The sequence below is a fragment of the Kitasatospora sp. NPDC001309 genome (genome assembly GCF_042896295.1).
In the GTDB taxonomy this organism is placed as follows: Bacteria; Actinomycetota; Actinomycetes; order Streptomycetales; family Streptomycetaceae; genus Kitasatospora.
The window spans coordinates 85,540-110,089 of the sequence record NZ_JBIAXC010000008.1 but is presented as its reverse complement, the minus strand read 5'-3'; the positions used below and the strand labels follow the sequence as shown (position 1 = coordinate 110,089).

23 protein-coding genes are annotated in these 24,550 nt (G+C 73.0%); 10 read left to right on the top strand and 13 right to left on the bottom strand.

All coding sequences use genetic code 11. From position 1 onward, the window contains the following. Positions 1 to 39: 39 nt before the first annotated feature. Positions 40 to 678: a DsbA family protein gene (locus ACFY2K_RS11140; protein ID WP_375886101.1), complete on the bottom strand. Its 639-nt coding sequence runs from the start codon at positions 676 to 678 to the stop codon at positions 40 to 42. 68 nt (positions 679 to 746) lie between these two features. Beyond that, the gene (locus ACFY2K_RS11135; RefSeq protein WP_380524761.1) at positions 747 to 2,318 is read right to left on the bottom strand and encodes an alpha/beta hydrolase; all 1,572 of its coding nucleotides are present in this window, start codon (positions 2,316 to 2,318) and stop codon (positions 747 to 749) included. A 362-nt stretch (positions 2,319 to 2,680) separates the two neighbouring features. On the opposite strand from ACFY2K_RS11135, the gene ACFY2K_RS11130 reads away from it, so the two are divergent. The 3 genes from ACFY2K_RS11130 (at position 2,681) to ACFY2K_RS11120 (ending at position 4,548) form a co-directional block, all read left to right on the top strand. Continuing rightward, positions 2,681 to 3,415 carry an NUDIX domain-containing protein gene (locus ACFY2K_RS11130; RefSeq protein WP_380524762.1) on the top strand — a complete coding sequence of 245 codons (735 nt, stop codon included), beginning with the start codon at positions 2,681 to 2,683 and terminating at the stop codon, positions 3,413 to 3,415. A 150-nt stretch (positions 3,416 to 3,565) separates the two neighbouring features. Then, positions 3,566 to 3,952 carry a PadR family transcriptional regulator gene (locus ACFY2K_RS11125; RefSeq protein WP_387710864.1) on the top strand — a complete coding sequence of 129 codons (387 nt, stop codon included), beginning with the start codon at positions 3,566 to 3,568 and terminating at the stop codon, positions 3,950 to 3,952. Further along, entirely contained in the window at positions 3,949 to 4,548 is a 600-nt protein-coding gene (locus ACFY2K_RS11120; RefSeq protein WP_387710862.1) for an HAAS signaling domain-containing protein, read from the top strand. Before ACFY2K_RS11125 ends, ACFY2K_RS11120 begins: the two co-directional genes overlap by 4 nt. A 273-nt stretch (positions 4,549 to 4,821) precedes the next feature. Here ACFY2K_RS11120 and ACFY2K_RS11115 read toward each other — a convergent pair whose 3' ends face one another. Both ACFY2K_RS11115 and ACFY2K_RS11110 read right to left on the bottom strand, forming a co-directional pair. After that, complete coding sequence (locus ACFY2K_RS11115; protein WP_380524765.1) at positions 4,822 to 5,499, bottom strand: DUF6461 domain-containing protein; 678 nt, start codon at positions 5,497 to 5,499, stop codon at positions 4,822 to 4,824. A gap of 432 nt (positions 5,500 to 5,931) precedes the next feature. Next, the gene (locus tag ACFY2K_RS11110; protein ID WP_387710860.1) at positions 5,932 to 7,434 is read right to left on the bottom strand and encodes a purine-cytosine permease family protein; all 1,503 of its coding nucleotides are present in this window, start codon (positions 7,432 to 7,434) and stop codon (positions 5,932 to 5,934) included. Between the two features lie 71 nt (positions 7,435 to 7,505). On the opposite strand from ACFY2K_RS11110, the gene ACFY2K_RS11105 reads away from it, so the two are divergent. The 5 genes from ACFY2K_RS11105 to ACFY2K_RS11085 all read left to right on the top strand — a co-directional run bounded on the left by ACFY2K_RS11105 (position 7,506) and on the right by ACFY2K_RS11085 (position 13,867). Then, positions 7,506 to 8,192 (top strand): TetR/AcrR family transcriptional regulator, encoded by a 687-nt coding sequence (locus tag ACFY2K_RS11105; protein WP_380593774.1) that lies wholly within the window; start codon positions 7,506 to 7,508, stop codon positions 8,190 to 8,192. A gap of 57 nt (positions 8,193 to 8,249) precedes the next feature. Then, positions 8,250 to 9,947, top strand: coding sequence for an amidohydrolase (locus tag ACFY2K_RS11100; RefSeq protein WP_380593776.1), 1,698 nt, complete (start codon positions 8,250 to 8,252; stop codon positions 9,945 to 9,947). Between the two features lie 289 nt (positions 9,948 to 10,236). Beyond that, on the top strand, positions 10,237 to 11,634 hold the full coding sequence (locus tag ACFY2K_RS11095) for an erythromycin esterase family protein (protein WP_380593778.1): 1,398 nt from the start codon (positions 10,237 to 10,239) through the stop codon (positions 11,632 to 11,634). 144 nt (positions 11,635 to 11,778) lie between these two features. Continuing rightward, positions 11,779 to 12,504, top strand: coding sequence for a hypothetical protein (locus tag ACFY2K_RS11090; RefSeq protein ID WP_387710857.1), 726 nt, complete (start codon positions 11,779 to 11,781; stop codon positions 12,502 to 12,504). Between the two features lie 232 nt (positions 12,505 to 12,736). Further along, entirely contained in the window at positions 12,737 to 13,867 is a 1,131-nt protein-coding gene (locus ACFY2K_RS11085; RefSeq protein WP_380524783.1) for an MFS transporter, read from the top strand. A 68-nt stretch (positions 13,868 to 13,935) separates the two neighbouring features. Here the strand turns inward: ACFY2K_RS11085 and ACFY2K_RS11080 are convergent, their stop codons facing one another. Beyond that, positions 13,936 to 14,904: an alpha/beta hydrolase gene (locus tag ACFY2K_RS11080; protein WP_387710855.1), complete on the bottom strand. Its 969-nt coding sequence runs from the start codon at positions 14,902 to 14,904 to the stop codon at positions 13,936 to 13,938. A gap of 41 nt (positions 14,905 to 14,945) precedes the next feature. Between ACFY2K_RS11080 and ACFY2K_RS11075 the strand changes: the two genes are divergently transcribed. Continuing rightward, a complete protein-coding gene (locus tag ACFY2K_RS11075; RefSeq protein WP_375886065.1) occupies positions 14,946 to 15,428 on the top strand; it encodes a MarR family winged helix-turn-helix transcriptional regulator in 483 nt (160 codons plus the stop codon). A gap of 69 nt (positions 15,429 to 15,497) precedes the next feature. Here the strand turns inward: ACFY2K_RS11075 and ACFY2K_RS11070 are convergent, their stop codons facing one another. Further along, the gene (locus ACFY2K_RS11070; RefSeq protein WP_387710853.1) at positions 15,498 to 17,765 is read right to left on the bottom strand and encodes an alkaline phosphatase family protein; all 2,268 of its coding nucleotides are present in this window, start codon (positions 17,763 to 17,765) and stop codon (positions 15,498 to 15,500) included. Here ACFY2K_RS11070 and ACFY2K_RS11065 point away from each other — a divergent pair. Beyond that, on the top strand, positions 17,749 to 19,338 hold the full coding sequence (locus ACFY2K_RS11065) for a recombinase family protein (protein WP_387710851.1): 1,590 nt from the start codon (positions 17,749 to 17,751) through the stop codon (positions 19,336 to 19,338). The two genes, ACFY2K_RS11070 and ACFY2K_RS11065, sit on opposite strands and share 17 nt — an antisense overlap. A 75-nt stretch (positions 19,339 to 19,413) precedes the next feature. Here the strand turns inward: ACFY2K_RS11065 and ACFY2K_RS11060 are convergent, their stop codons facing one another. From ACFY2K_RS11060 to ACFY2K_RS11030, 7 genes are all read right to left on the bottom strand, one after another. After that, positions 19,414 to 19,608, bottom strand: coding sequence for a hypothetical protein (locus tag ACFY2K_RS11060; RefSeq protein WP_387710849.1), 195 nt, complete (start codon positions 19,606 to 19,608; stop codon positions 19,414 to 19,416). Continuing rightward, positions 19,605 to 20,201: a hypothetical protein gene (locus ACFY2K_RS11055; RefSeq protein ID WP_387710847.1), complete on the bottom strand. Its 597-nt coding sequence runs from the start codon at positions 20,199 to 20,201 to the stop codon at positions 19,605 to 19,607. The genes ACFY2K_RS11060 and ACFY2K_RS11055 overlap by 4 nt, the downstream gene beginning before the upstream one ends. A gap of 16 nt (positions 20,202 to 20,217) precedes the next feature. Continuing rightward, positions 20,218 to 20,388 carry a hypothetical protein gene (locus tag ACFY2K_RS11050; RefSeq protein ID WP_387710845.1) on the bottom strand — a complete coding sequence of 57 codons (171 nt, stop codon included), beginning with the start codon at positions 20,386 to 20,388 and terminating at the stop codon, positions 20,218 to 20,220. Between the two features lie 58 nt (positions 20,389 to 20,446). After that, positions 20,447 to 21,502: a hypothetical protein gene (locus ACFY2K_RS11045; RefSeq protein WP_387710843.1), complete on the bottom strand. Its 1,056-nt coding sequence runs from the start codon at positions 21,500 to 21,502 to the stop codon at positions 20,447 to 20,449. A gap of 196 nt (positions 21,503 to 21,698) precedes the next feature. Next, positions 21,699 to 21,914 carry a hypothetical protein gene (locus tag ACFY2K_RS11040; protein WP_387710841.1) on the bottom strand — a complete coding sequence of 72 codons (216 nt, stop codon included), beginning with the start codon at positions 21,912 to 21,914 and terminating at the stop codon, positions 21,699 to 21,701. A gap of 328 nt (positions 21,915 to 22,242) precedes the next feature. Continuing rightward, on the bottom strand, positions 22,243 to 22,698 hold the full coding sequence (locus tag ACFY2K_RS11035) for an endonuclease domain-containing protein (protein ID WP_387710839.1): 456 nt from the start codon (positions 22,696 to 22,698) through the stop codon (positions 22,243 to 22,245). Beyond that, entirely contained in the window at positions 22,688 to 24,547 is a 1,860-nt protein-coding gene (locus ACFY2K_RS11030) for a DNA polymerase (protein WP_387710837.1), read from the bottom strand. The genes ACFY2K_RS11035 and ACFY2K_RS11030 overlap by 11 nt, the downstream gene beginning before the upstream one ends. Positions 24,548 to 24,550 lie beyond the last annotated feature (3 nt).

The window sequence follows — 24,550 nt, the reverse complement described above, 5'->3', positions numbered from 1 at the left end:
GCCGGTCATCGGAAGGCGCCGGTCAGGAGAAAGCGCCGGTCAGGAGAAGTCGAGCGACCCGGTCCGGGTCCGCTTGAGCTCGAAGAACTTCGGGTAGCCGGCCAGCAGCCGGACGCCCTCGAAGACCCGCAGCGCGTCCTCGCCGCGCGGGATCGCGCTCAGCACCGGGCCGAAGAAGGCCGTGCCGTCCACGTGGATGGTCGGGGTGCCGACCTCCTCGCCGACCGGGTCCATGCCCTCGTGGTGGCTCTTGCGCAGCGCGATGTCGTACGCGGTGCTGTTGGCCGCCTCGGCGAGCTCCTCGGGCAGTCCGGCGGCGACCAGGGCCTCGCGGATGACGGTGTCGTCGGCCTCCCGGTCCTGGTCGTGGAAGCGGGTGCCGAGCTCGGTGTACAGGTCGCGCAGCACGTGCTCGCCGTGCTGTTCGGCGGCGGCGATGCAGACCCGGACCGGGCCCCAGCCGGTGGTCATCAGGCGCTGGTAGCGCTCCGGCAGGTCGGTGCGGCCCTCGTTGAGCACGGACAGGCTCATCACCCGGAAGGTGAGGTCGAGTTCACGCTGGCGGGCGACCTCCAGGATCCAGCGCGAGGTGATCCAGGCGAAGGGGCAGACGGGGTCGAAGTAGAAGTCGACCTTGGGGACGGCGGTGGCGGCGTTCTCGTTCGCTTGCGTGTTCACACGGATGATCTTAGGGGCCGATTGGACCATTCCGCAGGGCCAATCGAATACTGTCGCAGTGGGCCACTTCAGCTGCAGGTCGTCCCGTCCGCAGGCACCGTACCGTCCAGCAGGTAGGCGTCGACAGTCTTCTTCAAGCACGGGTTTCCGGTGTTGTAGCCGCCGTGGCCCTCGCCGTTGAGCGTGACGGTGACGCCGACGCCCGCGCCCAGCTGCTGGGCCATGGTCCGGGCGCCCTCGACCGGGGTGGCCGGGTCCCCGGTGGTGCCGACCACCAGGATCGGGGCGGCGCCGGGGGCGGCGACCTCCGGGTGGTCGGCCTTGCCCGGGACGGGCCAGCCGGTGCAGCCGGTCAGGCCCCAGGCGGTGAAGGCGCCGAAGACCGGGGAGGCGGCGCGGAACTGCGGCAGTTGCTGCTCCACGTCCTGGTCGGAGTAGCGCTGCCGGGCGTCGACGCAACTGATCGCCCGGTTGGCCGCGTTGAGGTTGTTGTAGTGGCCCTGCGGGTCGCGTCCGTTCAGCGAGTCGGCGAGCTGGAGCAGGGTGTCGCCGGTGCCCGCCTGCATCGCCTCGGTGAGCCCGGAGGCCAGCGCGGGCCAGGTCTGCCGGCTGTACAGCGCGCCGGCGATGCCGGTGACGGCCAGGCCCTCGGTCAGCTTCCGTCCGCTGCTGGTGGGCAGCGGCGACCCGGCGAGCTTCTGCAGCAGGTCGGTGATCCGCGCGGTGCCCTCGGCGCCGCCGCCACCGGTCGGGCAGGCGGCCGCGTCCTGGGTGGCGCAGGCCTTCATGAAGTCGTCGAGGGCGAGTTGGAAGCCCTGGGCCTGGCCGAGCGCGCTCTGCTCCGGGTCCTTCGTCGGGTCGACCACCGAGTCCAGCACGACCCGGCCGACCTCCTGCGGGAACAGGTGGGCGTAGACGCCGCCGAGCTGGGTGCCGTAGCTGATGCCGAAGTAGGAGAGCTTCTGGTCGCCGAGCACCTGGCGCATCAGGTCGAGGTCCCGGGCCGCGCTCTCGGTGTCCACGTAGGGCAGCACCGGGCCGGAGTTGTGCTCGCAGGCGGCGGCGAACTGGGCGTTGCTGTCGTCCAGGGCCTTGACCTCGGCGGGGGTCTCCGGGGTGCTGTCGACGGCGGCGTTGACGTCCGCCGCCCGGTCGTCCAGGCACTTCACCCCGGCGCTGTCGCCGACCCCGCGCGGGTCGAAACTCACCAGGTCGTAGCGGGTGTTGAGGGAGGCGTAGGCGGCGGCCAGGGCGGGCAGGGTGGCCACCCCGGAGGCGCCGGGGCCGCCGAAGTTGAACAGCAGCGAGCCGAGCCGGTGCTGCTCGTCCTTGGCCTTGGTGCGGATCAGCGCCAGGTCGATGGTGCCGCCGTCGGGTTTGGCGTGGTCCAGCGGGGCCTTGAGGGTGGCGCACTCCCAGTCGCTCGCGGGCGCGGTGCCGCCGCCCTGCGCGGCGCTCGGGACCGGGCAGGCCCGCCAGTCCAGCCGCTGGGCGGCCGGGCCGCCGCTGCTCGCGCCGGTGGCCGGGGAGGTGGGCGCGGGCTCGGCGGCGGACGGGCCGCCGCCCTGGCAACCGGAGACGGGCGCGAGCAGCAGCGCGGCCAGGCCGAGCGCGCCGGCGCCGCGGACGACGGAGTGCATGGGGCGGTCCACCTCTCGGGTTGGCCAGGCGGTACTGCCGGGTGCACCGGCGCGTGGCAGGACGGCGTACGCCTGGTGCGTCGGGGAAGCGTGCATCGGGGAGGCGTGCGCCCCGGCGCCCGGCACCGTCGGCGCACCACAGACCCTAGGGGCCCGCGTACGGCGACGCCCGTCGGAGTCTCCGGACGGGGGGCGTGCGCCGGACGGGCTGCCATCGGCCGACCGGGTGAGGGGCGGCGGGTGCGCTGCCCGGGTGCGGTGCGGGCACACCGCGGGTACGCCGCAAGCAGCCCGGGAGTCCGGCGCCGCGGCACGGCACGGCACGGCGCGGACCGCGGGGCACCGTCGACACGGAGGGCGCATTGAGCACCGACAACGATTTCGTCAGCGTGGACGTCTACATCACCACCGGCCGGCAGGAGGTCCTGCTCCAACTGCGCGACGACCGGCCGGACATCCCGTGGCCCGCCCACTGGGTGGTCCCCGGCGGCCACCGCGAGCCCGGCGAGACGCCGTACCGCACGGCGGTGCGCGAACTGCGCGAGGAGACCGGGCTGGACGTGCCCGGGCTGCTCCCTTTCCACCCGGTCCTGGCCGCCTCCGACCCGGAGGGCCGACGGCACCGCGCCTTCCACGCCCTGGTCGACGTCGACCCGGCGGAGCTGGTCCTCGGGGAGGGCCAGGAGCTGCGACTGGTCCCCTTCGCCGAGGCCCAGCGGATGAAGCTGCCGCCCGCGCTCAAGGGCTACCTGCGGCAGTTGGAGGCGCGGCTGGCGGTCGGGCGGACGCCGGAGTGGGCGGTGGTCGACGACATCCACCGCCACCTGTCCGACCACCGGTCGACCATCGGACTGCCGTTGCTGCCCCTCCAGGTGGTGAAGATCCAGGAGGAGGCCGGGGAGGTCGCCGAGGCCCTGCTCGGCGTGCTCGGCGCCAACCCGCGCAAGGGCGTCAGCCACACCGTGGCCGAACTGCAGGGCGAGCTGTGCGACGTGATCACCGCGGCCATGGTCGCGCTGCGGTACACCACGGCGGACCCGGGCGCCGTCCTGGCCGCGCACCTGGCCGGCTGGCGGCCGGTGCGGCGGGAGGGGTAGCGCGTCCGCGGGTCGCGCGCTTCCCGCGGCGCTTCCGGTTCGGGCCCTGGCGCTCGGACCCGGAGGGCGGAACCCGGTGCTCGGCCCGGGTTCCGCCCTCCTGGCGCCGCCCCCGGCCGGTACCTTGCTTCGCCTGCTATCTTGCATTGCATGGTACCTGGCATCGCAAGCACCGACGGCGGCGACGAGCCCGGCGCGGTCGACGGCCCGGTCGCGACCCAGCTGCGCAAGGGCGTCCTGGAGTACTGCGTCCTCGCGCTGCTGCGCGACGGCCCGCGCTACGGGGTCGAGCTGCTCCAGGAGCTCGGCCGCCACCCGATGCTGGCGACCAGCCAGGGCACCATCTACCCGCTGCTGTCCCGGCTGCGCCGCGCCGGGCTCGCCGACACCTTCCTGCGCGACTCGGCCAGTGGCCCGTCCCGCCGGTACTACACCCTCACCGAGGCGGGGGAGAGCGCGCTGGCGGAGTTCACCGCGCTCTGGCCCGCCTTTCGCGCCACCATCGACCACGTCCTCGCCCCGGGAGAGCACCCGTGAACAACCCCGTCGACCACCCCCTGGTCCGCGCTCACCTCGACGCCGTCGCCCGCGGCACCGCCACCCTGCCGCCCGAGCGCCGCCGCGAACTGCTGGCCGACCTGCGGGAGCACATCGAGGTCTCGCTCACCGACGTCCCGCTCGACGACGCCGCCGTCCGCTCCGTCCTGGCGCAGCTCGGCACCCCCCGGCAGATCGCCGACGCCGCCCTCGCCGAGGAGGGGCAGACGCCGCCCGCCCCGGAGACGACCCGCTGGACCAACGCCACCCTCGCCCTGGCCGTCCTCGCCCTGCCGGTCTCTCTGGTCCCCGTCGCCGGGCCCGTGCTCGGCTTCGCCGCGGCCGTCGTCGCGGCCGTCCGGGTGACCAGGTCCCGCCAGTGGACGCGCCGGGAGAAGCGTCAGGCCGCCGTGCTCATGGTCTCCCCGCTGCTGCTCGTCCCCGCGATCATGCTGGCGTTCACGCTGTTCTCCACGGGCCTCACCCCCAGCGCCCTGCTCGTCGCCTGCGCCCTCGGCTTCTCCCCGAGCCCGATCGCCGCGCTCCGGCTGTCCCGCGCCGCCGCCCGCGTGCGGACGGCGGACCTCCCTGCCTGAGACGGGGCACCGGCCGCCGGCCCTGGCCTACCCCAGCTCGACGTGCGTCCAACCAACGAGTGAGCCGATCGGCACCCCTGCAAGGGAGTTGCGCTCGGCGGAACCTCCCGATCGGCACATGTGCGGGCGGCTGGCCGCAGGCGAGGATGACGGTCATCGGGGCCCCGCCGGTGGGGCTCCGGGAGGGAGTCCGCCATGACCGTCATGACCGCCATCACCGCCGCCGCCATCAGCACCGTCACCGTCGCGCCGCTGTCGTTCCCGCCGCCGGGCTCAGTGCAGTTCCAGCCCCGGCCTGCCGCGCACCACGTACGCCGGCAGCCGTACCTCCCCCAGGACGGCCCGGGGCAGGCGCAGCCCGAAGCGCCGCCCGACAGCGCCGAGGGTCCGCCGCCGGGCCCCGGCGGCGGGCGCCCGCCCGGGGGTGCAGGAGGTGACGCCGTCCGCCTCCAGGACGTTCGCGGCGATCAGCTCCGGTACGAGCAGATCGGGCTGCCGGCCCCAGCGCCACCGCTCCTCCCCCAGCCCGAAGCCGCACAGCACGGCGCCGTCCCGGGCGTAGTCGAGCAGGGCGGGCGGCTGCTCCGGCATCGGCCGGAAGTGCACCACCTCCACGCCCTCGCGCGCTATCTCGGTGAGCAGTTCGCCGCCGGTGGAGTCCCCGTACTCGATCGCGAAGGACCAGCCGTCCGCCTCGCCGACCCGGATCACGCCGTCGCCGTCGTCACCGGGCCGGTAGACCTCGATGTCCAGGTCCCAGATCTCCCGCCCGCTGATCGGCCCGGTGGCCGCAGCCGGGTCGGCCCCCATCCGGCGGGCGAGTTCCTCCGGCGGGATCCCACGGGCGAACACCACTCCGCTGACCTCGCCACCGGCATCCGCCAACCACTGGATGCCCTCACCGTCCTGCTCCTCGGCCCCGCGCGAACCCTCACCGACGACGCCGATCATGACGCCCCTCCCCTCGCGCCGGCCCTGAAATGGCCAGGCGCAGCCGGTCCGCACCCTAACCGAGATCGCCGACAGCCAACGCCGATCGGCCGGGCGGAGAGGCAGCCCGGCGGAGTAACTCAGCTAGGGCGCACCACCGTTCGCCCAGCACCCCCGTCGGTTCGCCCTGACCGGGACGGTCGAAGTAACCTCCGAGCCCCTCGCCCGCCTCCGGACCGCCGCGCCCTTCCCCATGCTCCGCAACGGCACCATCGACGAACCTCGGCCCACCACCTCGACCTGAGCCACCGAGACGGAACGGAGGACGACCGGGCAAGGCCGACGCGGGAAGTCGGACCTGCCGACTTCCCGCGCGACGTACCGACGGACCGCCCACCGAACTGCTGCGGCTGCGGCTGCGGCGCAGACCGTACAGGCCCGACCGCCCCGGCTTCAGGCCTGCCCCCGCGACACCACCCGTCGCATCAGCAGGGCGTAGACCACGGCGGCGACCGCGATCCCGGCCGGGAGGGCCAGGTCCACGCCGGTCAGCGCCGCGATCGGGCCGGTGTAGAGCGTGTCGACACAGAGGGCCGAGGCTGTCACGCCTGCCAACAGGGCGAGCGCACCGGCCGGGTTGACGCCGGCGCGGTACCAGAACGGGCTGCCCGGCGACTCGTCGGTCAGTGCCCGCCCGTCGTAGCGGTTGCGGCGCAGCAGGATGTCCACGGCGTAGATGGCGGTGCTGGGGCCGAGGAGGACGACGGTCAGCTGGAGCACGTTGCTGACCGTGTCCAGGAAGTTGGAGACCAGCAGGGCGTAGAGGGTCAGCGCGACGGCGACCGTGCCGTCCACCAGCACGCTGAGCGTGCGGCGGATGCGGATGCCGACGGCCTGGAGGGCGAGGCCGGCGCTGTACGCGGTGAGGGCGTTGACGGCGACGGTGCCGATGACCAGTGAGAGGAGGAAGACCGGGTTGAACCAGCCGGGCAGGATCGTCCGGAGCGCCGCCTGGGGGTCGGTCATGTCGACGGCGGTGGCCCCGAGCACGCCCAGTCCGCCGACGACGACGCTGGGCAGGAAGCCGCCGAGGGCGGTCCAACCGAGCACGGCACGCGGGGAGGTGTCGGCCGGCAGGTAGCGGGAGAAGTCTGCGCTGGTGGTGTACGAGAGCGGCCCGGAGGCGATCAGGGTGACGCCGGCCAGGACGGCCGCCCACGTCCCGCTGCCGCTGAGCGGCTGCGGCTGGCTCCAGCCGAAGTCGGCGTGCCGGAGGATCGCGTACCCGACGACGGCGAAGGCGGCGGCGAGGACGAGGGTGATCGGCAGGTAGAGCCGCACGATCACAGCGTGTCCGTAGACGCTGATGGTCAACGTGACCACCACGATCGCGATCACGATGGCGATCTTGATCGGGGTGTCCGGGGTGATCCCGACCTGCTCGGCGAGGGAGAACGCCGCGACGGCGGCCGCCGCGAGGTTCAGCGCGAAGTAGCAGACGGAGATCATCCAGCCGGTGACGGCGTTGTTCACCCGGTTGCCCCGGACGCCGTACAGCGCCCGCGTGATCACCTCGCTGGGCGCGCCGGCGGCCGGTCCGGAGACGGCCAGCAGTCCGGTGCCCAGCCAGAACAGGTTGCCGACCACCACCACCGCGAAGGCCTGCCACAGGCTGAGGCCGCTCAGCACCAGGGCGCCGCCGACCACCAGATTGAGGTAGTTGACGCTGGCCGCCGCCCAGACCGCGAAGAGCTCGCGGGCGCGGCCCCTCCGTTCCGTCTCGGGGATGTGGTCGATGCCGTGGACCTCGACCCGCCCGGCCGCCCGATCCTGTGGGGGCTGCGCGGACTGGCCGGACTGGCTGAGCTGCACGGACTTCGGGGACTGCGCGGACTGCGGGAGCGGTGGTCCGATGGGGGAGTCGGACTGGGGGTGGTCCGGGAGCGTGGACGCCATTGGGGGCCCTCCGTGGGGGTGTCGTGCCCACCTGCTTGCTTATTGGTCGCACACTCAATAGCATCCGGCACATGACGTCAAGCGTTCAGCGCAAACGGATCCGGAAGTCCCCCGACGACCGCCGCGCGGAGATCGTCGAGGCTGCGGCCACCGTCGCCCTCACCGAGGGCCTGGAGTGCATCACCCTGCGCCGGATCGCCGAGCAGCTCGACGTCAGACCCGGTCTGATCAGCCACTACTTCCCGGCCGTGGAGGACTTGGTCGCCGAGGCCTTCGGCAGCGCCGCCACCGCCGAACTGGAGTCGCTGCTGCCCGCCGACCCGCCGGACGGCCGCTCGCTCAACCACCTCGCCCGCTTCTTCGCCCGCACCACCGGCCCGGCGTACGACGACATGAGCCGGCTCTGGCTCAACGCCCGCCACCTCAGCCGCTACCGGCCCGTCCTGCGCGAGCGCGTGCTCGGCCAGGAGTCGCTGTGGCGCGGCCGGCTCACCGGCGTCGTCCGAGCGGGCGTCGAGCGGGGCGAGTTCCGCACCGAGGACCCGGGCCTCACCGCCGTCCGGATCCTGGTGGTGATCGACGGCCTCGCCTCCCATGCCAACACCGGTCTGGGCAACCACCCCTCGGCCGTCATCCGACTGGCGGCCGCCACCGCCGAACGTGAACTCGGCCTGGCGGAAGGCTCACTGGCCCTCGCCACCGAGCCGGAATCCCCCACCGCCGCCGAGCCCGGATCCCGCACCGAAGAACAGTCCTGACCCCGTTCCCCCTCCCCTCCCCCTCCCTCCCCACCCCGCACCACCGCTGGAGTCGACGTGCGCACCTCCCTGGTCCTCCTCTCCGCCCGCCTGCTCGACCCCGCGTCCGGCGGCTTCCTCCCGCAGAGCGCGCTCGCCGTGGTCGACGGCCGGATCGCCGCCCTGGGCGACGACCGGACGATCCGCGAACTCGCCGACGCCACAACGACGGTGATCGACCTCAAGGGCGCCGTGGTCACCCCCGGCCTGGTCGACGGCCACCTCCACCCGGTCACCGGCGCCGAGCTCACCCACGGCCTGGACCTCTCCGGCTGCACCGACCTGCCGTCCGTCCGCGCCGCCCTCGCCGCCGAGGTCGAGGCCCTCGGCCCGGGCGCCTGGCTGCACGCCTGGGGCCTGGACCCGAACGTCTTCGGCGACCGCCCGGTCGAGTCCGCCGCCCTGGCCCCCGTCCTCGACGGCGTCCCCGCGCTGCTCCAGCTCTTCGACGCCCACTCCATGCTCGCCAGCCCGCGCGCCCTGGAGCTGGCCGGCGTGGACGGTCCGCGCACCTTCGCCCAGGCCGCCGAGGTGGTCTGCGACGCCGCCGGCCGTCCCACCGGCCTGCTGCTGGAGGACGCGGCCTGCGAACTGGTCGAACGCGCCGCCCCCCGGCCCACCCGCACCGAGCGCCGTGAGCGCCTGGCCGCCGCCCTGCGCGCCATGGCCGCGAACGGCCTCACCGGCGGACACGCGATGGACGCGGGCGGCGACAGCCTCGCCCTCTACGCCGAGCTCGACGAGGCGGGCGACCTGCCACTGCGCCTGCGGGTCGCCCCCTGGTGCCAGCCCGGCGTGGACCGGGACGGGCTCGACGAACTGGTCGAACTCCAGAGCCGCAGCGGGAAATTGTGGCAGGTGGACGGCGTCAAGCTGTTCATGGACGGCACGATCGACAACGGCACCGCCTGGCTGGAACGCCCGGACTGCCACGGCGAGTCCACCCACGCCTTCTGGCCCGACCCGTCGCACTACACCCAGGTGATCGGGCAGCTGCACCGGGCCGGCGTACCGACGGCCACCCACGCCATCGGCGACGCCGCCGTCCGCCACGCCCTCGACGCCGTCGAGCAGGCCACCGCGACGGCCGGCACCGCGACCACCGCCCCGACCGCCACCGCGACCATCCCGGCCACCCCGGCCCCGGGAGCAGCCGCCCGAACCGCCCCCGTCCGGCACCGGATCGAGCACATCGAGACCGTCCCGGACGAGGTGGTGCGCCGCTTCGCCGAGCTGGGCGTGATCGCCTCCATGCAGCCCACCCACTGCTGCGACTTCACCCGCGCCGACCACACCGACAACTGGTCCCGCCGCCTGGGCGAGGAGCGCGCCGACCGGGCCTGGCGCTGCCGCGACCTGTGGGACGCGGGCGCCACCGTCGTCCTGGGCTCCGACTGGCCGATCGCCCCCTACCCGCCGCTGGGCGTCATGGCGGGGGCCCGCCACCGCCGCCCCACCCGCGACCTCGGCCAGCCCCCGCACAACCCCCGCCAGGCCCTCACCGCCCTGGAGGCGCTGCGCGCGATGACCGTCAACCCGGCTTTCGCGGCGGGTGAGGAGCAGGTGGCGGGCCGGATCGCGGTCGGCCACCGGGCCGACCTCACCGTCCTCGCCGCCGACCCGCTCACCACCCCCGCCACCGAGCTCGCCGAGGTCCCGGTCCTGCTCACCGTCCTGGACGGCCGCCCCACGCACCGCGCCGACCGGCTCTGCTGACCCCAAGCACCCCAAGCACCCCAAGCACCCCAAGCGCCCCAAGCACCCAGCGCACCCGGAGCAGGGCGTGCCCGACGCCCTCCCACCGCCTACCAGCCGCCCGCCCATCCGTCCAGGTGGCCCCAGGGGAACCGTCCAGGTGCCCCCAAGGGGCCCGGGTGGGTGGGGGCTGCCCCCCGAAGAACCTGGCGGCCCTCCCCAGCGCGCCCGACCCCCTCCTCGGCGGAGGATTCTCTCACCGGCCCACACCGCCGGACGAGTTGAAACGACAAGCCGTGGAGTAGCCATCATGACCGTGACCCGGACCCCGATCGACCGACGGACCCTGCTGACCGCCACCACGGTGACGGCGACGGCCGCCCTGCTCATCCCGGCGACGGCCGCCACCGCCACCGCAGCCACGGCCGGCACCGCGGCCGCCGGCCCGACGGCCTCCCGGCCGGTCCCGGAGACCGCGGCGGTCTCCGCCGAACTCGACCGGATCGCCCACCCGTTGCGCTCCACCGAGCCCGACGCCCCGGCCGCCGGGCTGCGGGCGCTGGGCGCGATGATCGGTGACGCCCGGGTGGTCGGCCTGGGCGAGGCCACCCACGGCTCCCACGAGTTCTTCACCATGAAGCACCGGGTGTTCCGCTACCTGGTCGAGGAGAAGGGCTTCACCACCTTCGCCCTGGAGGCCAGTTGGTCGGCGGGCCTGCTGATCGACGCGTTCGTGCAGGGCCAGGGCGACGGCGACGCCCGTACGCTGGTCCGCCGGGTGATGGCCGGATCGCCCTGGCAGCGGCGCGAGTTCGCCGACCTCATCAGCTGGATGCGGGCGTACAACCGGAGCGGCCCTCAGCACCCGGTCCACTTCGTGGGCACCGACCTCGGCTTCCCCGGGATCGGCGAGCAGCCCTTCTCCGAGGTCACCGCCTACCTGCGGAAGGCCGCCCCCGCCTCGCTGTCGAGCGTCGAGCAGTCCTACGCCGCCCTGCGGCCGTTCACCGACGCCATCGGCTACATCAGCCGCACCCCGCTGCCCGAGCGCCGGCGCAACGCGGACCTGGCGCAGCAGGCGCTGGACCTGGTCGCCGCCGCCGGCCGGGACGGCGACGCGGACTACGAGTGGGCCGTCCAGCACGCCCGCAACATCGCCCGGACCTTCGCCTTCACCACCATGCAGGTCGACGACAGCGGCTCCGTCGTCGCCGCCCAGGTGCTCCGCGACCGGGCGATGGCCGACAACACCCTGTGGTGGCAGCGCCGCCACGGCGGCAAGGTGCTGCTCTCCGCGCACAACGGCCACGTCGGCTACCGGTCCAGCGACCCGGTCCTCTACCCCACGCCGCAGGGCGCCCACCTGCGCGAGGCACTCGGCGCCGGCTACGTCGGCATCGGCTTCACCTTCGGCAGCGGCTCCTTCCTCACCGAGGCCGACCCCTTCGCCGACGACTGGCGCAGCACCACCGTGCCGCCGGCCACCCTCGGCATGAACGAGTACCTCCTCGACCGGGTCCGCCCCCGCGACTACTACCTCGACCTGCGCCAGGCCCCGCCCGCCGCCCGCACCTGGCTGGACACCGCCCGCCCCACCTACGACGCCGGCACGACCTTCACCAGCACGCCGCTGCCCACCCTCGCCCTCGGCGGCAGCTACGACGTGCTGATCCACCTCCACCGGGTCCGCGCGGCCGACAAGCTCTGAGCGCCCCCTCTCCCCCGGCCTCAGCCCGCGGCGCGCACCAACCGTTCCGCTGCGGAGGCGGTCTGACATGATCGTCCCCCCATCGTTCCCGGCGGCCCCACCCGGCCGGGGGCGACTCGACGGCGAGGAACAGCGGAACCGGTCATGAGCAGCAGGAACAGGTCGGCCCGCACCGCCCGGCAGTCCCGCACCGCCCGGCAGTCCCGCACCCCCCGGCAATCCGGCACCGCCCGACAGTCCGCCACCGCCCGGCAATCCGCGACCGCCCGACAGTCCGCCACCGCCCGACAGTCCGCCACCGCCCTGCGGCAACCGCAGAGCCGGGGCGCGGGCTTCCTGGCCCTGCTCATCCTCGGTGCGGCGGCCGTCGCCCTCGGCCTCCTGGGCGGCCGGGCCGCCGGCACCGCCTTCGCCTACGCGGCCCGCCTCAGCGGCCGACCGGGCGAGCTGACCGTGGAGCGCTGCTGGGGCGACAACCCGGCGAAGCCCGGGCTGATCACCTCCTGCGCCGGCGCGTTCCGCTCCGACGACGGCCGAACGGTGGTCGAGGGCTCGCCGATCGACGGCGCCCACCACCTCGGCGCCGTCCTGCCCGTCGAGTACGGCGACGGCGGCTCCCACAGCACGGGCCTCGCCTACGCGACCGGCGACCTGGCCGGACTGCTCGCCGTGATCCCGGTCGCCGCGTTCGGCCTCTGGCTGCTCTGCCTGGCCCTCGGCACCCTGCCGACCGGCGGCCGGCTCCCGGCCGGGCTGTTCCCGCAGCACAACAAGGCGGTGCGCCGACTCCTGTGGGCCGGCCTCGGCTGCTTGCTGGCGGCCGGCGTCTGCCTGCTGGTCGGTGTCGTCGGCTGGGCCGCGACGCCCTGACCCGGCCCACGCACGGTCGGCCGCCGGGCCGACGGCGGTGCCGGGAGGCCCCGGAGGCGCCACCGTCCAGGTGCCGGGCGGGCGTACGGCCGGTCGGCCCAGTGCGCGCCCGTACGCCGTGGGCCCGTACGGCCCGGGTGCCTATCGTGGGTTGGTGACTGATCATCGGACTGCCGGTCCCGTCGTCTCCCCGGTGGGCTACCTGCTGGCCGCCTTCGCCTTCGCGGTCTGCATGACCGGGACCACCCTGCCCACCCCGCTGTACGGGCTCTACCAGGAGCGGATCGGCTTCTCCGAACTGACGGTGACGGTGGTGTTCGCCGTGTACGCCTTCGGGGTGATCGGGGTGCTGCTGCTGGTCGGGAACGTGTCCGACGCCGTCGGGCGCCGGCCCGTGCTGGTCTTCGGGCTGGTCGGCGCGGCCTGCAGCGCCGTCGTGTTCCTGGCCGCGGACAGCGTGCTGCTGCTCTGCCTGGGGCGGCTGCTGTCGGGGCTGTCGGCGGGGGTGTTCACCGGCACCGCCACGGCGTACGTGCTGGAGCTGGCACCGCCGGGCCGCCGGGGACGGGCGGGCTTCGTCGCGACGGCCGCCAACATGGGCGGCCTGGGCTGCGGCCCGCTGGTGGCGGGGCTGCTCTCCCAGTACGCGCCGTACCCCTTGGTGCTGCCCTTCGTGGCGCACCTGGTGCTGCTCGCCGCCGCCTTCGGCGTGCTGCTGCGACTGCCGGAGACGGTGGTCGGCGCCCGTCCGCTGCGCACCGCCCGACCGGTCCGACCCAGCCTGCCGCCGGAGGTGCGGCGGGTGTTCGTGCCGGCCGGGATCGCGGCCTTCGCCGGGTTCTCCCTGCTGGGGCTGTTCACCTCGGTCGCCCCGGCCTTCCTCGCCGAGGGGCTGGACGTGCACAACCGCGCGGCGGTCGGCCTGATCGTCTCGTCGGCCTTCCTGGCCTCGACCCTCGGTCAGCTGCTCGTCCCCCGGCTGGGCACGGCGCGGGCCGTACCGCTGGGCTGCCTGGTGCTGATCGCCGGTCTGGCGCTGCTGGCGGGTTCGCTGGCGTGGGCCGTCCTGGCGCTGCTGGTGTCGGCCGCGCTGGTGGGCGGCGCCGGGCAGGGCATGGGGCTGCGCGGCGCGGTGGGCGAGGTCGCCGCCGCGAGCCCGGCGGAGCACCGCGGCGGGGCGCTCTCGGCCCTCTTCGTGGTCGGCTACTTCGGCATCTCGGTCCCGGTGATCGGCGTCGGGCTGCTCACCGGGCCGCTCGGGCTGGCCCACGCCGGTCTGGTGTTCGCCGCCTGCATGGGCCTGCTGGCCGCCGCCTCCGGCGCCTACCTGCTGCGCCTGGCGCGGGCCGGCGCCGCGGTCTGACCCCGACCCCGATCCCGACCCGTGCCTGCTCAGCCCCGGCCCGCGCCTACGCCGCCAGGGCTCCGCACCTACTCCACCGAGGTCCCCGCGGCGGTTCCGGCCCGCCCGGCCCGGAGTCGCTGGCGCAGGAAGAGGGCGGCGCGGTCGAGGGCCTCGTCCGCCTCGTCGAGGACGCCGGCGAAGGCCTGGAACACGTGCGGCACGTCGGCGGTGACGTCGAGGATGACGTCCACGCCCGCCTCGCGCGCCCGCGCGGCGAGGCGGGTGGAGTCGTCCAGCAGCAGTTCGTTGGCGCCGACCTGGATCAGCATCGGGGGGAACCCGGTCAGGTCGGCGTGCAGGACCGGGCTGAGCAGCGGCTGCCGCGGGTCGGCCCCGCCGAGGTACATGGCTCCGGTGCGGTCGAGTGCGGCGCGGGTGAAGATCGGGTCGATGCCCTCCTTGGTCCGGATGCTCTCGCCGCTCCGGGTGGCGTCGAGGCCCGGGGAGAGGACCAGTACGGCGGCGGGCAGCGGCAGGCCCGCGTCCCGGGCGGCGAGGCAGGTGGTGACGGCGAGTCCGCCGCCGGCGGAGTCGCCCGCGAGGACGATGGCGGCCGGGTCCCCGCCGCGGTCGAGGAGGGCCCGGTAGGCGCTCAGGCAGTCCTCGACGGCGGCCGGGAAGGGGTGCTCGGGGGCCAGCCGGTAGTCCGGTGAGTACGCCTCGACCCCGGTCCTGGCCACCAGGTTCCCGGTCAGCGAGAGGGCGGTCTCGGGGGAGCCGAAGACCCAGCCGCCGCCGTGGAAGTACAGGATCGTCGCGTCCGTCCCGCCTTCCGGAGCACGATCCGAACCGTCCCCCTCCGGGACCTCGGGCCGGACCCGCAGGGCCGGCCGGCCGCCGAGGGTCGTCGGCTCGGTGCGGATGGCGTCGTGGGGCACGATCATCCCCGCCATCAGGGCCCGGAAGCCGGCCCTGATCTCCTCCACCGACCGGGGCCCGGTGGGCGCCGGCTGCCGCAGCATCGCGTCGACCCGGCTGCGCTGTTCCCTGCTCATGGCACACTCCTGGCTGAGTAGCTTCCCGTACACTATATGCCGTGGAAGATACATTGAACGGCGCCCGCTCCGCAGCCGGCCTCGCCGGGTTCTTCGCCGACCTGGTGCGGTGCGAGACGCGGCTGTACAACGCCCTCAACGACCGGCTCCGCGAGCGGCACGGGATCGTCACCTCGCAGTACGAGTTCCTGGGCTACCTGCACCGCCACCCCGGGTGCCGGGTGGCCGACCTCGCCGCCGAGTTCGCCATCGGCGTCGGGGCGACCAGCAAGGGCGTCGACCGCCTGGAGAAGCAGGGGTGGGCCGCCCGGCGGCCGAACCCGGCGGACCGCCGGTCCTCGCTGCTGGTCCTGACCGACGAGGGCACCCGGCTCGTCGAGGCAGCGGAGCGGACCGTCACCGAGGGCCTGGCCGAGCTGCTCGCGGACACCCTCGACGCCGCCGCGCTGTCCGCCGCGGCCGGGGCCCTCGCCACCCTGCGCGCCGCCCTCGAACGCGACCAGGTCGGCATCCCCACGGGCTGAACCACCCTGCCCACGGCCGGAAGAGGCGACCGCGCCGGTCGCGACGACGACCGGCGCGGCGCGCCCGGCTCAGCCCGTGATCGGGCGGGTGTCCAGCCGGATGTGGTCCACCGCCCAGTACCAGTTGTTGCCCGCGTCGTACATCCGGAACTTCAACGTCACCGAACGCGCGCCCGCCGGCACCGCGAACTGCCGGACGACCTGGACGTTCTGGGCGTCCTTGCCCGCGTTGTCGTTGCCGGTGGCGTCCGCGCTGTAGAAGACCAGCCGGGTCTCGGTCCCGTTGTCGAACACCGCGGTGACGGCGGCCTTCTGCGGGGCCTCCTGGCGGTAGTGCGAGTCGAAGGCCAGGTGGAGGGTGGCGGTGCCGGCCGGGACCGGGACGGCGGGCGAGACCAGGGTGGAGTCGAAGGCGCCCTTGCGGGACGGCGAACCGGTGTCGTCCCAGTCGTCCGGGTCGGCGACGGCGACGACGCCCAGGGCACGGCCGAAGTTGCCGCGGTCCTGCCCGGCGGGCACGGTCCACTCGCGCTTGGTGTGGAAGGTCCAGCCCTGGAGCCGGACGGTGCCCTGCGGCATGCCGGGGGCGTTGACCACCGACCAGCCCTCGGGCGCCCGGGCGGTCCAGCCGAGCACGCCGCCCTCGGGCCGGAGCGCACCGGCCAGCGATTCGAAGTCCTCGTCCAGCAGGTGGCCGGTCATCACCGGGGCCGGGCGGGCGGCGAGTTCGCCGTCCGCGACGGCGAAGCGGCCGCCGGCCAGGGCACGGGCGGTGACCAGCAGGCGGTGGGTGGCGCCGGCGGGCAGCTGGGCGGGCGGGGTGACGTCCCAGACCGCGGTCGCGGTGGCACCGGCGGCGAGGGCGGCGGGCGGCGCGGTGACGGCGGTGGCCGTCCAGCCGGGCGGGAGCAGCGGCCGGGCCTCGAAGCGGGTGAGCGCCTCGGTGGCGGCGAAGGTCGCGGTGACCCTGGCCGGGCGGCCGGGCAGCAGGACCGGCTCGTCGATGGTGGTGGAGGCGGCGCCGAGGGCGACGTTCACGGTGAGCGGGTCGGCCAGGCCCAGGGCCGGGTCGGTGACGGTGCGGTCGTCCCACGGGAAGCGGCCGGCGATCCGGCGGCGGAAGCCCAGGTCGTCCAGGACGCCCACCGCGACGTCGTACCAACCCTCGGGCCCCACGGCGACGTTGACGGTCCGGTCGTCGCCGGCCGGGACCCGCACCTCGCGCAGTCCGTCACCGTAGGCGAGGTCGCCGACCAGGAAGGTCCGGGCGGTGCGCGAGCGGTTGATGACGTCGACCTCCAGCACCTTGCCGCCGCGCTCCTCGGAGAGCGACACCTCGTACGCCGAGTCGGTGTCGCCGCGCAGGTGCCACAGCGCGCCGTTGGGGCCGTGCACCCGCAGGTCGTAGCCCTGCGGCCCGACCTTCCAGACGTCCGACAGCCGGCTCTTCGCCGCCACCGTGTAGTACCGGGGCGCCTCGCCGGGGGCCGGGTAGAGCGCGAACACCGCGCCCTGGCGGCCCTGGTTGACGAAGTCCAGGGTCAGTTCGTCGCCCTTGAGCCGCGGCTTGACGAGCAGGTCGTACGGAGCGGGGCGGGCGGAGCGGGTGCCGCGCTGCTGCTGCGGGAAGGTCTGCGGGCTGGGCACGGTGGGGGCGGGCAGCTTGCCGGTGTCGACCACCTTCTGCCGGTTGCCGCTGGTGTCGGGCAGCTGCGGCCAGACGGGGTTGCGGCCGGAGAAGTCGAAGACCTGGGTCAGGTCGCCGCAGACCGAGCGCCGCCAGGGGCTGATGTTGGGCTCCTGGACGCCGAAGCGCTGCTCCAGGAAGCGCAGCACGGAGGTGTGGTCGTAGACGGTGGAGTCGACCACGCCGCCGCGGGTCCACGGCGAGACCACCACCATCGGCACCCGTACGCCCAGGCCCATCGGGTAGGGGCCGGAGAGCAGGGTCTCCCCGGCGGGCAGGGTGTCGGACCAGCCGAGCGTGCCGTCGGCGGCCTTCACCCGGTACCGGCCGTCCTGGCCGACCACCCGGTGGTAGGTCTTCCCGGCCTTGCCCACCCGGACCACGACCTCGCCGTCCACCGGCACGTTGGACCTGCCGCGCCCGGCGGCCAGCGGCGGGACGGGCGGCAGCTGGTGGTCGAAGAAGCCGCCGTGCTCGTCGTAGTTGAGGATGAAGACGGTCTTCTGGAACACCTCCGGCCTGGCGGCCAGCGCCGACAGCAGCCGGGCGGTGAGGTGCTCGCCGTTCGGGAGCGCGTAGTCGGACGTCCACCTCCGGGATGCGGCCGCGCTCCCCCGATCGGAGAGTGGAGAGATGACCGGCAAGGCCACGGATGAAGGCCCCTACCTGGACCTTCTCCTTCGAAAGTCGCAGGTGGTCCGAGGGACTGCCGTACGCGACATCCTGTCCTTGAAGTCCCAGGAGAACCAGGGCCGGGCCTGGGGCAGACTGAACGGCTACACGATCCGCCGCGTCTTCCGCGAGAACCTCTCCGCCTACAAGACCGGCGTCAAGCGTCCGGAGTTCGAGGCGGCGGTGCACGCGTTGCTCGAAGGCGAGTCGGACTGCTTGTGGGTCTACGACTCCTCGCGGTACAGCCGCAAGGGTGCGGGCGACGTCTTGAAGATCCTGGACAGCCCAGGAAAGAGGCTCTACTTCCACCTCAACGGGCTGGACACCGAGGTCCCCGCCGACCGGATGCGCATCGTCGCCGAAGCCGAGCAGGCGCGCGAGTACAGCCGACTGCTGTCGGAGAAGGTCAGGGACACCAAGGCGATCGACCGGGACGCAGGGAAGTGGCTCGGTACGGTTCCCGACGGCCTCAAGAGAACGAAGAAGGGCAAGCTGAAAGGCAGTAAGCGCTGGCCCATCATCGAGCGGATTCACGATGAGGCAGCGATGGGAAGGTCCCAGCGGCTGATCACGCTCGGGCTGACCGCCGACGGCTACACGGCCGCACGCGGCGGCCCCTTCCGGGTCAGCACCGTGGGCAAGATCCTCAGGAACCCGGTCTACCTCGGCCTGCAGACGGTTTCAGTGAAGGGCACTCCGCAGATCTACCTCAACGGCAGGGGGAAGCCGGTGCGGGTCCTCGCCAAGGGATTCAACGGAATTCCCCAGGCGACGTGGGACAAGCACCGACGCATCGCCGCGGGCTTCGAGAGGGCGGAGGGGTTCGGTGCCAAGCACGATGAACACGTCCAGCCGGAACAGTTTCCGGTGGCCGGCCTGACCTGGTGCGCCGGCGGCGGATTCGACCTGGCGAAGGGACACCGGGCGAACTCCGTCTCCCATTCGTTCCGGTGCGCCAACATCATCGCGGGAATCGACTGCCCCTCGCCGGTCTACATCCAGCGGCCGGGCGTGCTGCGGGTCGTCCTCGCCGAGTGGAAGAAGCGGCTGACCCGGCAGGATCCGACGGACCCGACGATGCTGGCCGTGGCCGAGCGCTGGGTCGAGTTGCAGCAGCCGACCGAGAGCAAGGCCGAGGCCGACGCGAGGGCGCAGATCAAGATCGCCGAGGAGGCCGTGGCACGCTACGACCGCTTGAACGCGGCGGGCGCCTACCCGGGGCCGTCGGGAGAGGCGACGTTCCTGAAACTGCGCAAGGCGGCCGTGGCCGACGTGACGACGGCGCAGAAGGGATGGGAGAAGATCGCTCAACCCCTCGGTGATGTGTCCACCCTCACCGACCCCGAACGCCTTGACCGACTGTGGACGGCATCGAGCGACACCTACCGGGGCCAGCTGCTCCGGCTGGCGATAGATGCCGTTTTCCTCAAGAAGGCACCGGCGAGCGGTGGCCGGATCACCCCTGACCGCGTGGTGATCGTGTGGGCGAAGCCTCGGGGATGGGAATCGCCGGATGGCGAGAGAGGGCAGCTCGGGGCCAACGGGCCCTGAAACGCAGAAAAGGCCCCCGGTCGGCACTGTTCGAAACAGTGCCGACCGGGGGCCTTGGCGTGGGTGGAGCTGGCGTCACCAGCCGATGGACTCGATGCTGGTGGCGAGGTCGAGTGCGACGTGCTCCGGGAGGGGGACAACCGATCGGGTGAGTCGCCCCGGGGCGTAGTGCTCGGCCTCGATGACGATCACGCGCTCGCCCGCCGGAGTGCGGGCCTCGTAGGCGCGGGCAGCCTGGTGGACGACGGCGTGGATCACGGGCAAGGTCATGACTGTCCGCCCTGGAGCAGGTAGTTCGCCATGGCGATGCGCGCGGCCACCCCGGCGTCCGGGCCGAGCAGTTCGGAAGCACGCAGGAACGCGCGCTCGCGGTCCGCGGTGCCGTTCTGCGGGAGCATCACGTCCGCGAAGGTCGACGGCTGCGGAGCAGGCGGGTGGTCGGTGACAGCCGGCTGGGGGGCGGTGAGCAGGTCGGCGAGGACCGGCTGCGGGACGGCGCTGGGCGAGGTGGAGCCGCCGGCCGTGAGGTAGGGCTGACCGGCCTGGCGGGCCTGCTCGGCCAGACGGGCGGCCTCCATCTCGCCGAGGCGGCGGGCAGCCTCGGCCTCCTCCTGGCGGACGCGCTCGATCTCCTGCGCGGTAGTGCGGGACTGGGCGGCAGCCTGGATCAGGGCGTGGCCGAACTGCTCGGCGACTTCGGGGTTCTGGTAGATGGAGGCCGTGGTCTCACCACAGTTGATCAGCAGGCCGATGTCGCCTTCGGCGTCGACGTGCAAGCGGGCAAAGTCGCGGGGACCGTCGTACTTGCAGGGGAAGCGTTGTTCGTCCGTGTGGACGGTGTGCTGCTCAGGAGCGGTCGTCATCAGGGTTCTCTCTGTCTCAGGCGAACAAGGTCAGGAAGGCTTGGACTTCGCGGGCGGAGTGCCCGCCGTCGTAGCGCACGGTCTGGCCGTCGCGGATGATCTCCAGCCGATAGCCGTCGCCGTCGTCGGGGGTGACGTGCAAGGTCGCGCCGCCGCGCAGGGCGAAGGTGCCGACCGGGTTCTTCATCGCGTTGTCCTTCCATGGGTGTTCGGAAGGGTTGAGCCGGGGCGGTTAACAGCAGTCCTCACGCGGCTTCCCGGAGCTTCTTGCGGGCGCGCGACCAGGTGGCCTTGACGGTGCCGGGGGTCTTGCCGAGCGCCTCGGCTATCGCGGTGGCGTCGAGCCGGCCATCGTCGGTGAGCATCGGGGGCTCGCCGTCGAAGCCGAACGCTGCGCGGGCGATGGCGGCCTCGGTCGGGGACATGGCAGCCAGCATCTGGTCGGCCTTGACCTTGGCGGCGCTGGTGAAGCGGGCGCTCGTCTCTGCGTCTGCGGCCCGGTCGGCGATCGCTCCGCTGGCGTGCTTGCCGCGCTTGCTGCCGGTGACGCGAACACCCTTGCAGCGCACGGCGTCCCGCGAGATGGCGATCGGATTGAGGGCCAGGGAGGGCTGGAGGTCGGTGCACCAGCCCGCGGTGGTCGCTGCGGCGACGACCGGCCGGCCGTCCTTGACGGCCAAACGCAGGCGGGCCGAGCGGGGAGTGCTGCCGAGCGGGGTGTACTCGACCAGGCGGTCCGGGTCCTGCGCGGTGGAGGCGTCGAGCGTGTTCTCCGGGACGCTGTCCAGCGGCAGGGGCCGGGTGAAGGCCGCAGCGGCGAGGTCGGCCTGCTCGGCGGAGAAACGGCGCTTGGTGACCGGGTGGTTGACCAGTTCGTCCTTGGCCGCCTCGAAGTCGCCCGCGGAGCGCATGAGAGCACCCATGAAGGCTCCTGCGGCATCACGGGATGCGACGGGGGCGATCTCGCGGGTGGCTGCTGCAAGGCCGTCCAGCTTGGCCCGCTGGTACGCGTAGCTGGTGAACTCGGCGCGGTTGTCGGCATCGACGTCCCAGGCGTGGATGGCACGCCAGAACGACAGGCGCATCTCCTGGGCGATGTCCTGAGCGGCCTGGCGGCTGTCGCCCTCCATCTGCTGGGCACGCTTGCGGGAGACGGACAGGGCGATGCCCTCAAGTCTGTTCAGGATCTCCTCCGTTGCGACCCGTCCCCGGTCGAGCTTGCCCATGCCGGTGAGGGCGGTCAGCGGCTTGGGGGTCTGGGCCTGGGTGATCAGGGCGGGAGTGATGCAGGAGGAAGACATGGAGGTTCCTTGGCATGTGCAGAACAATGACCCAGGCGTCGCGCATCGCGGACCGGCGAAGGCGGCGCATCAGGGCAGGGCGAGGCCCGCGGTCGGCAGTGCCGACCGCGTCAGGGCATGGGAAAGGCCCCTGTCGAACTCCGGATCAACCGAAGGACAGGGGCCTGGAGCGACCTGGTGCTAGGTCAGGTCGACATCAGATTCCGCGTCCGCTTCGGCGGAAAGCCGAAGCGGAGGCGATGGCGACGTGGCGCGTGAGCAGTGCCATGCAGCTGTCGAGCAGAAGGTGCAGGGCCCGCTCGAAGCGGGCACGAGCCGGTTCGGGGCTTACGGCCCTGTGGACGTGCAGCTCCGCCAGGGCCCGGAGTTCGATCCGGGAGACCTCGCGCGGATCGGCCGCGCGGAACAGCACTCGCAGCCGCACTCCTACGGCGATCGAGAGGCCGAGCGCGGACCGCAACTCCCGTTCGAAGCAAGGGCTTGCGATCGCGGCGACCTGCCGACGGACCCGGGTCAGCCGACCCAGGAGTCGGCGGGCACCGACAAGAGCAGCCCACTTCTTTGTAGACACTTCCCGCTCCATAGCTTCACGTAATGCACACATTTGGCGTGATGACAGTAGGTGGCGAGCCCGACACGAACAACGCCACTCTCGGGACTTCTGATCTAGGCCAAGAGTCCTGGTTAAACCAATAACCAGCGGCGTTTACGCAAAGTGAAGGTAAAGTGTGACCGAGGCCTCACTTGCTGTACGCGCGTAGATACGCAGCCCCCTTGTCGAGTCGGGTCGAGGAGTCGCCGAAGTGGCCGAGCGCGGAGTTCTCGCCTCGGCACAGCAGCCGTCTGACCGCCTGCCCCTTCGGCTTGTCGTGGTCGTGGTCCACCACCAGGCGGTCCCCCACGGCTGCCTTCCGTCCGCAGATCGCGCAGCGCCAGCGCTGTGCGCGGCCCATCCGCTCGTACTCGTCCAGGGTGATGCCGTACAACCTGCGCAGGCGGGAGTCCCGCCGTTTGCGGACCACCTGCGGGTCCTTGTTGGCCTTGTTGTTCGCGGCCTTCACGCAGGCACGGCAGACGTTCGCCCGGCCGTTCGGCGCTCGCTTGCGCCGGCCGAACCGGACCAACGGCTGCTCGTCGTCGCAGACCTCGCAGAACTGGGTGAACTCGCTCTCGGGAATGCGTACGTCACGCCGCATAGGCCCACTCCTTCGGCAGGCCGTAGCCGTCCGCCCAGCTCGGCCCGTAGACCTCGGCGTCGGTGTCCAGTGGGACGCCGAGGAGGTTCATCTTCACCGCGTCCGCGCACGCCCGGGCGACGTCCGCGGCCTCCTTCTTCGGGGCCGTGCCCACCACCTCGTCGTGCACCCACATGGTGAGATAGGGAGTCAGGCCTTGGTCGTCCATCGTGATCAGCGCCTGGCCCATCGTGTCCCGGGCCGTGGACTGGCAGGCGTAGGCAACGGACTTGTACAGCTTGTCGCGGTCCAGGTGCAGCCGCCGGCCGACGACCGTGGTCATCGTGCACCGTTCGGCGAGGGCAACCCGCTGCATCTTGCGGGCCCATCTCTTGATCCCGGGGAACGCTCTGCCGTAGCGCTGGAGCGTGTCCCGCATGACCTCGACCGGCTGGCCCGTCTGCTTGGCCAGCGTCGCCGCCCCACCCTGGTACGCGGTCCCAAGTCCGGCGATCTTGGCCAGGGTGCGCTGGGCCTTGGTGTAGTCCTCGCCGAACATGAGCTTGGCGGCGTAGCCGTGCAGGTCGTGGCCTTCGGCGATGGCCCGGACCATCCGCGATTCGCCCGACAGCGCGGCCAGCACCCGCAGTTCAACCGCCTGCTGGTCGACCGAGAAGTACGCGTGCCCGCTCTCGGCGACCACGCAGCGGCGTACCTCCCAGCCGTGGGAGGGGAGTTGGGCCATGGCGGGGTCGGAGTGAGAGGCCCGGCCGGTCTGCGCCCCCAGCGGATTGATCTTCGGGTGGATGCGGTCGAAGGCGTCGCGGTTGTTCAGCATCGCCTCGGCGTAACTGGTGGACCACTTCCCGGCGCGCTTCGCCCTCAGCACGGCGTCGGCGAGCACGTTGGGCTCGCGCATGCCGAGCCGCTGCCAGTCCTGGTCCAGGTCCGCCAGCGGCAGCAGCACCTCCTTGGCCACCGACAGCGCGCCGTTGTCGGTCTTCTCGATCAGCCGCTCGCCCATGCCGAGCAGCGCGCCGGCCACCTGGTCGGGGCTGTTCACCGAATCCACGCCGAAGCGGGCCGCCACGTCGGAGAAGAGCTTCTTCTCGTCCGCGAGGCGGCCCACCAGGCCCTTGGTGTAGGCCGGGTCGATCAGCATCCCCCTGCGCTGGATCTTGGCGCAGATCAGAGCGAGCCGGTGTTCGTACGGCAGCAGGGCGGAGCGCAGGCCCTCGGCCCTGTACCGGTGCAGCAGTTCGGGCAGCAGCCGGGCAACGAGCAAAGCGTCGAGACCGGCGTACAACTCGTAGACGGGATGCGAGAGGCTGATGCCGGCCCAGCCGGTCTCCTTGGTCAGGGCGAGCCCGTTGAACACCCTGGTCAAGTCGCCCTGTGTATCGGGCGCCTGGGGGTCGACGTACCAGGCCGACAGCGGTTTGAGGGACAGGCCGACGCCGCCCTCGTAGTCGTGGCGGCTGTCGAGGAGATGGGCGGCCACCCGGGAGTCCTGGGCACGCGGGTAGAGGTCTTCGAGCCGGACGCCGAGCTCGGTGTCGACCTTGAGCGCGTCGAACGCCAGGTTGTGCGCGACCAGGTTCGGCAGCACGGCCAGGGCCTCGATCGCGGCTGCACGGAAGGGGTCGCCGAGTTCGACGGGGATCACCCACGCGGTGCGGGTGTCGCCGAACTGGACGAGCCGTATTCGGTCGGTCCAGGCCAGGCCGGTGGTCTCGGTGTCGAAACCGATCAGCGTGCCCGCGTTGGCGTGGGCGGTCCACCAGGTGCGGAACTCCCGCAGGTCGTCACCGTTCTCGGCGACCTTGATCTCGACTGGCTCTCCGGCCAGCCGGTACGGGTGTACCCGCATGTG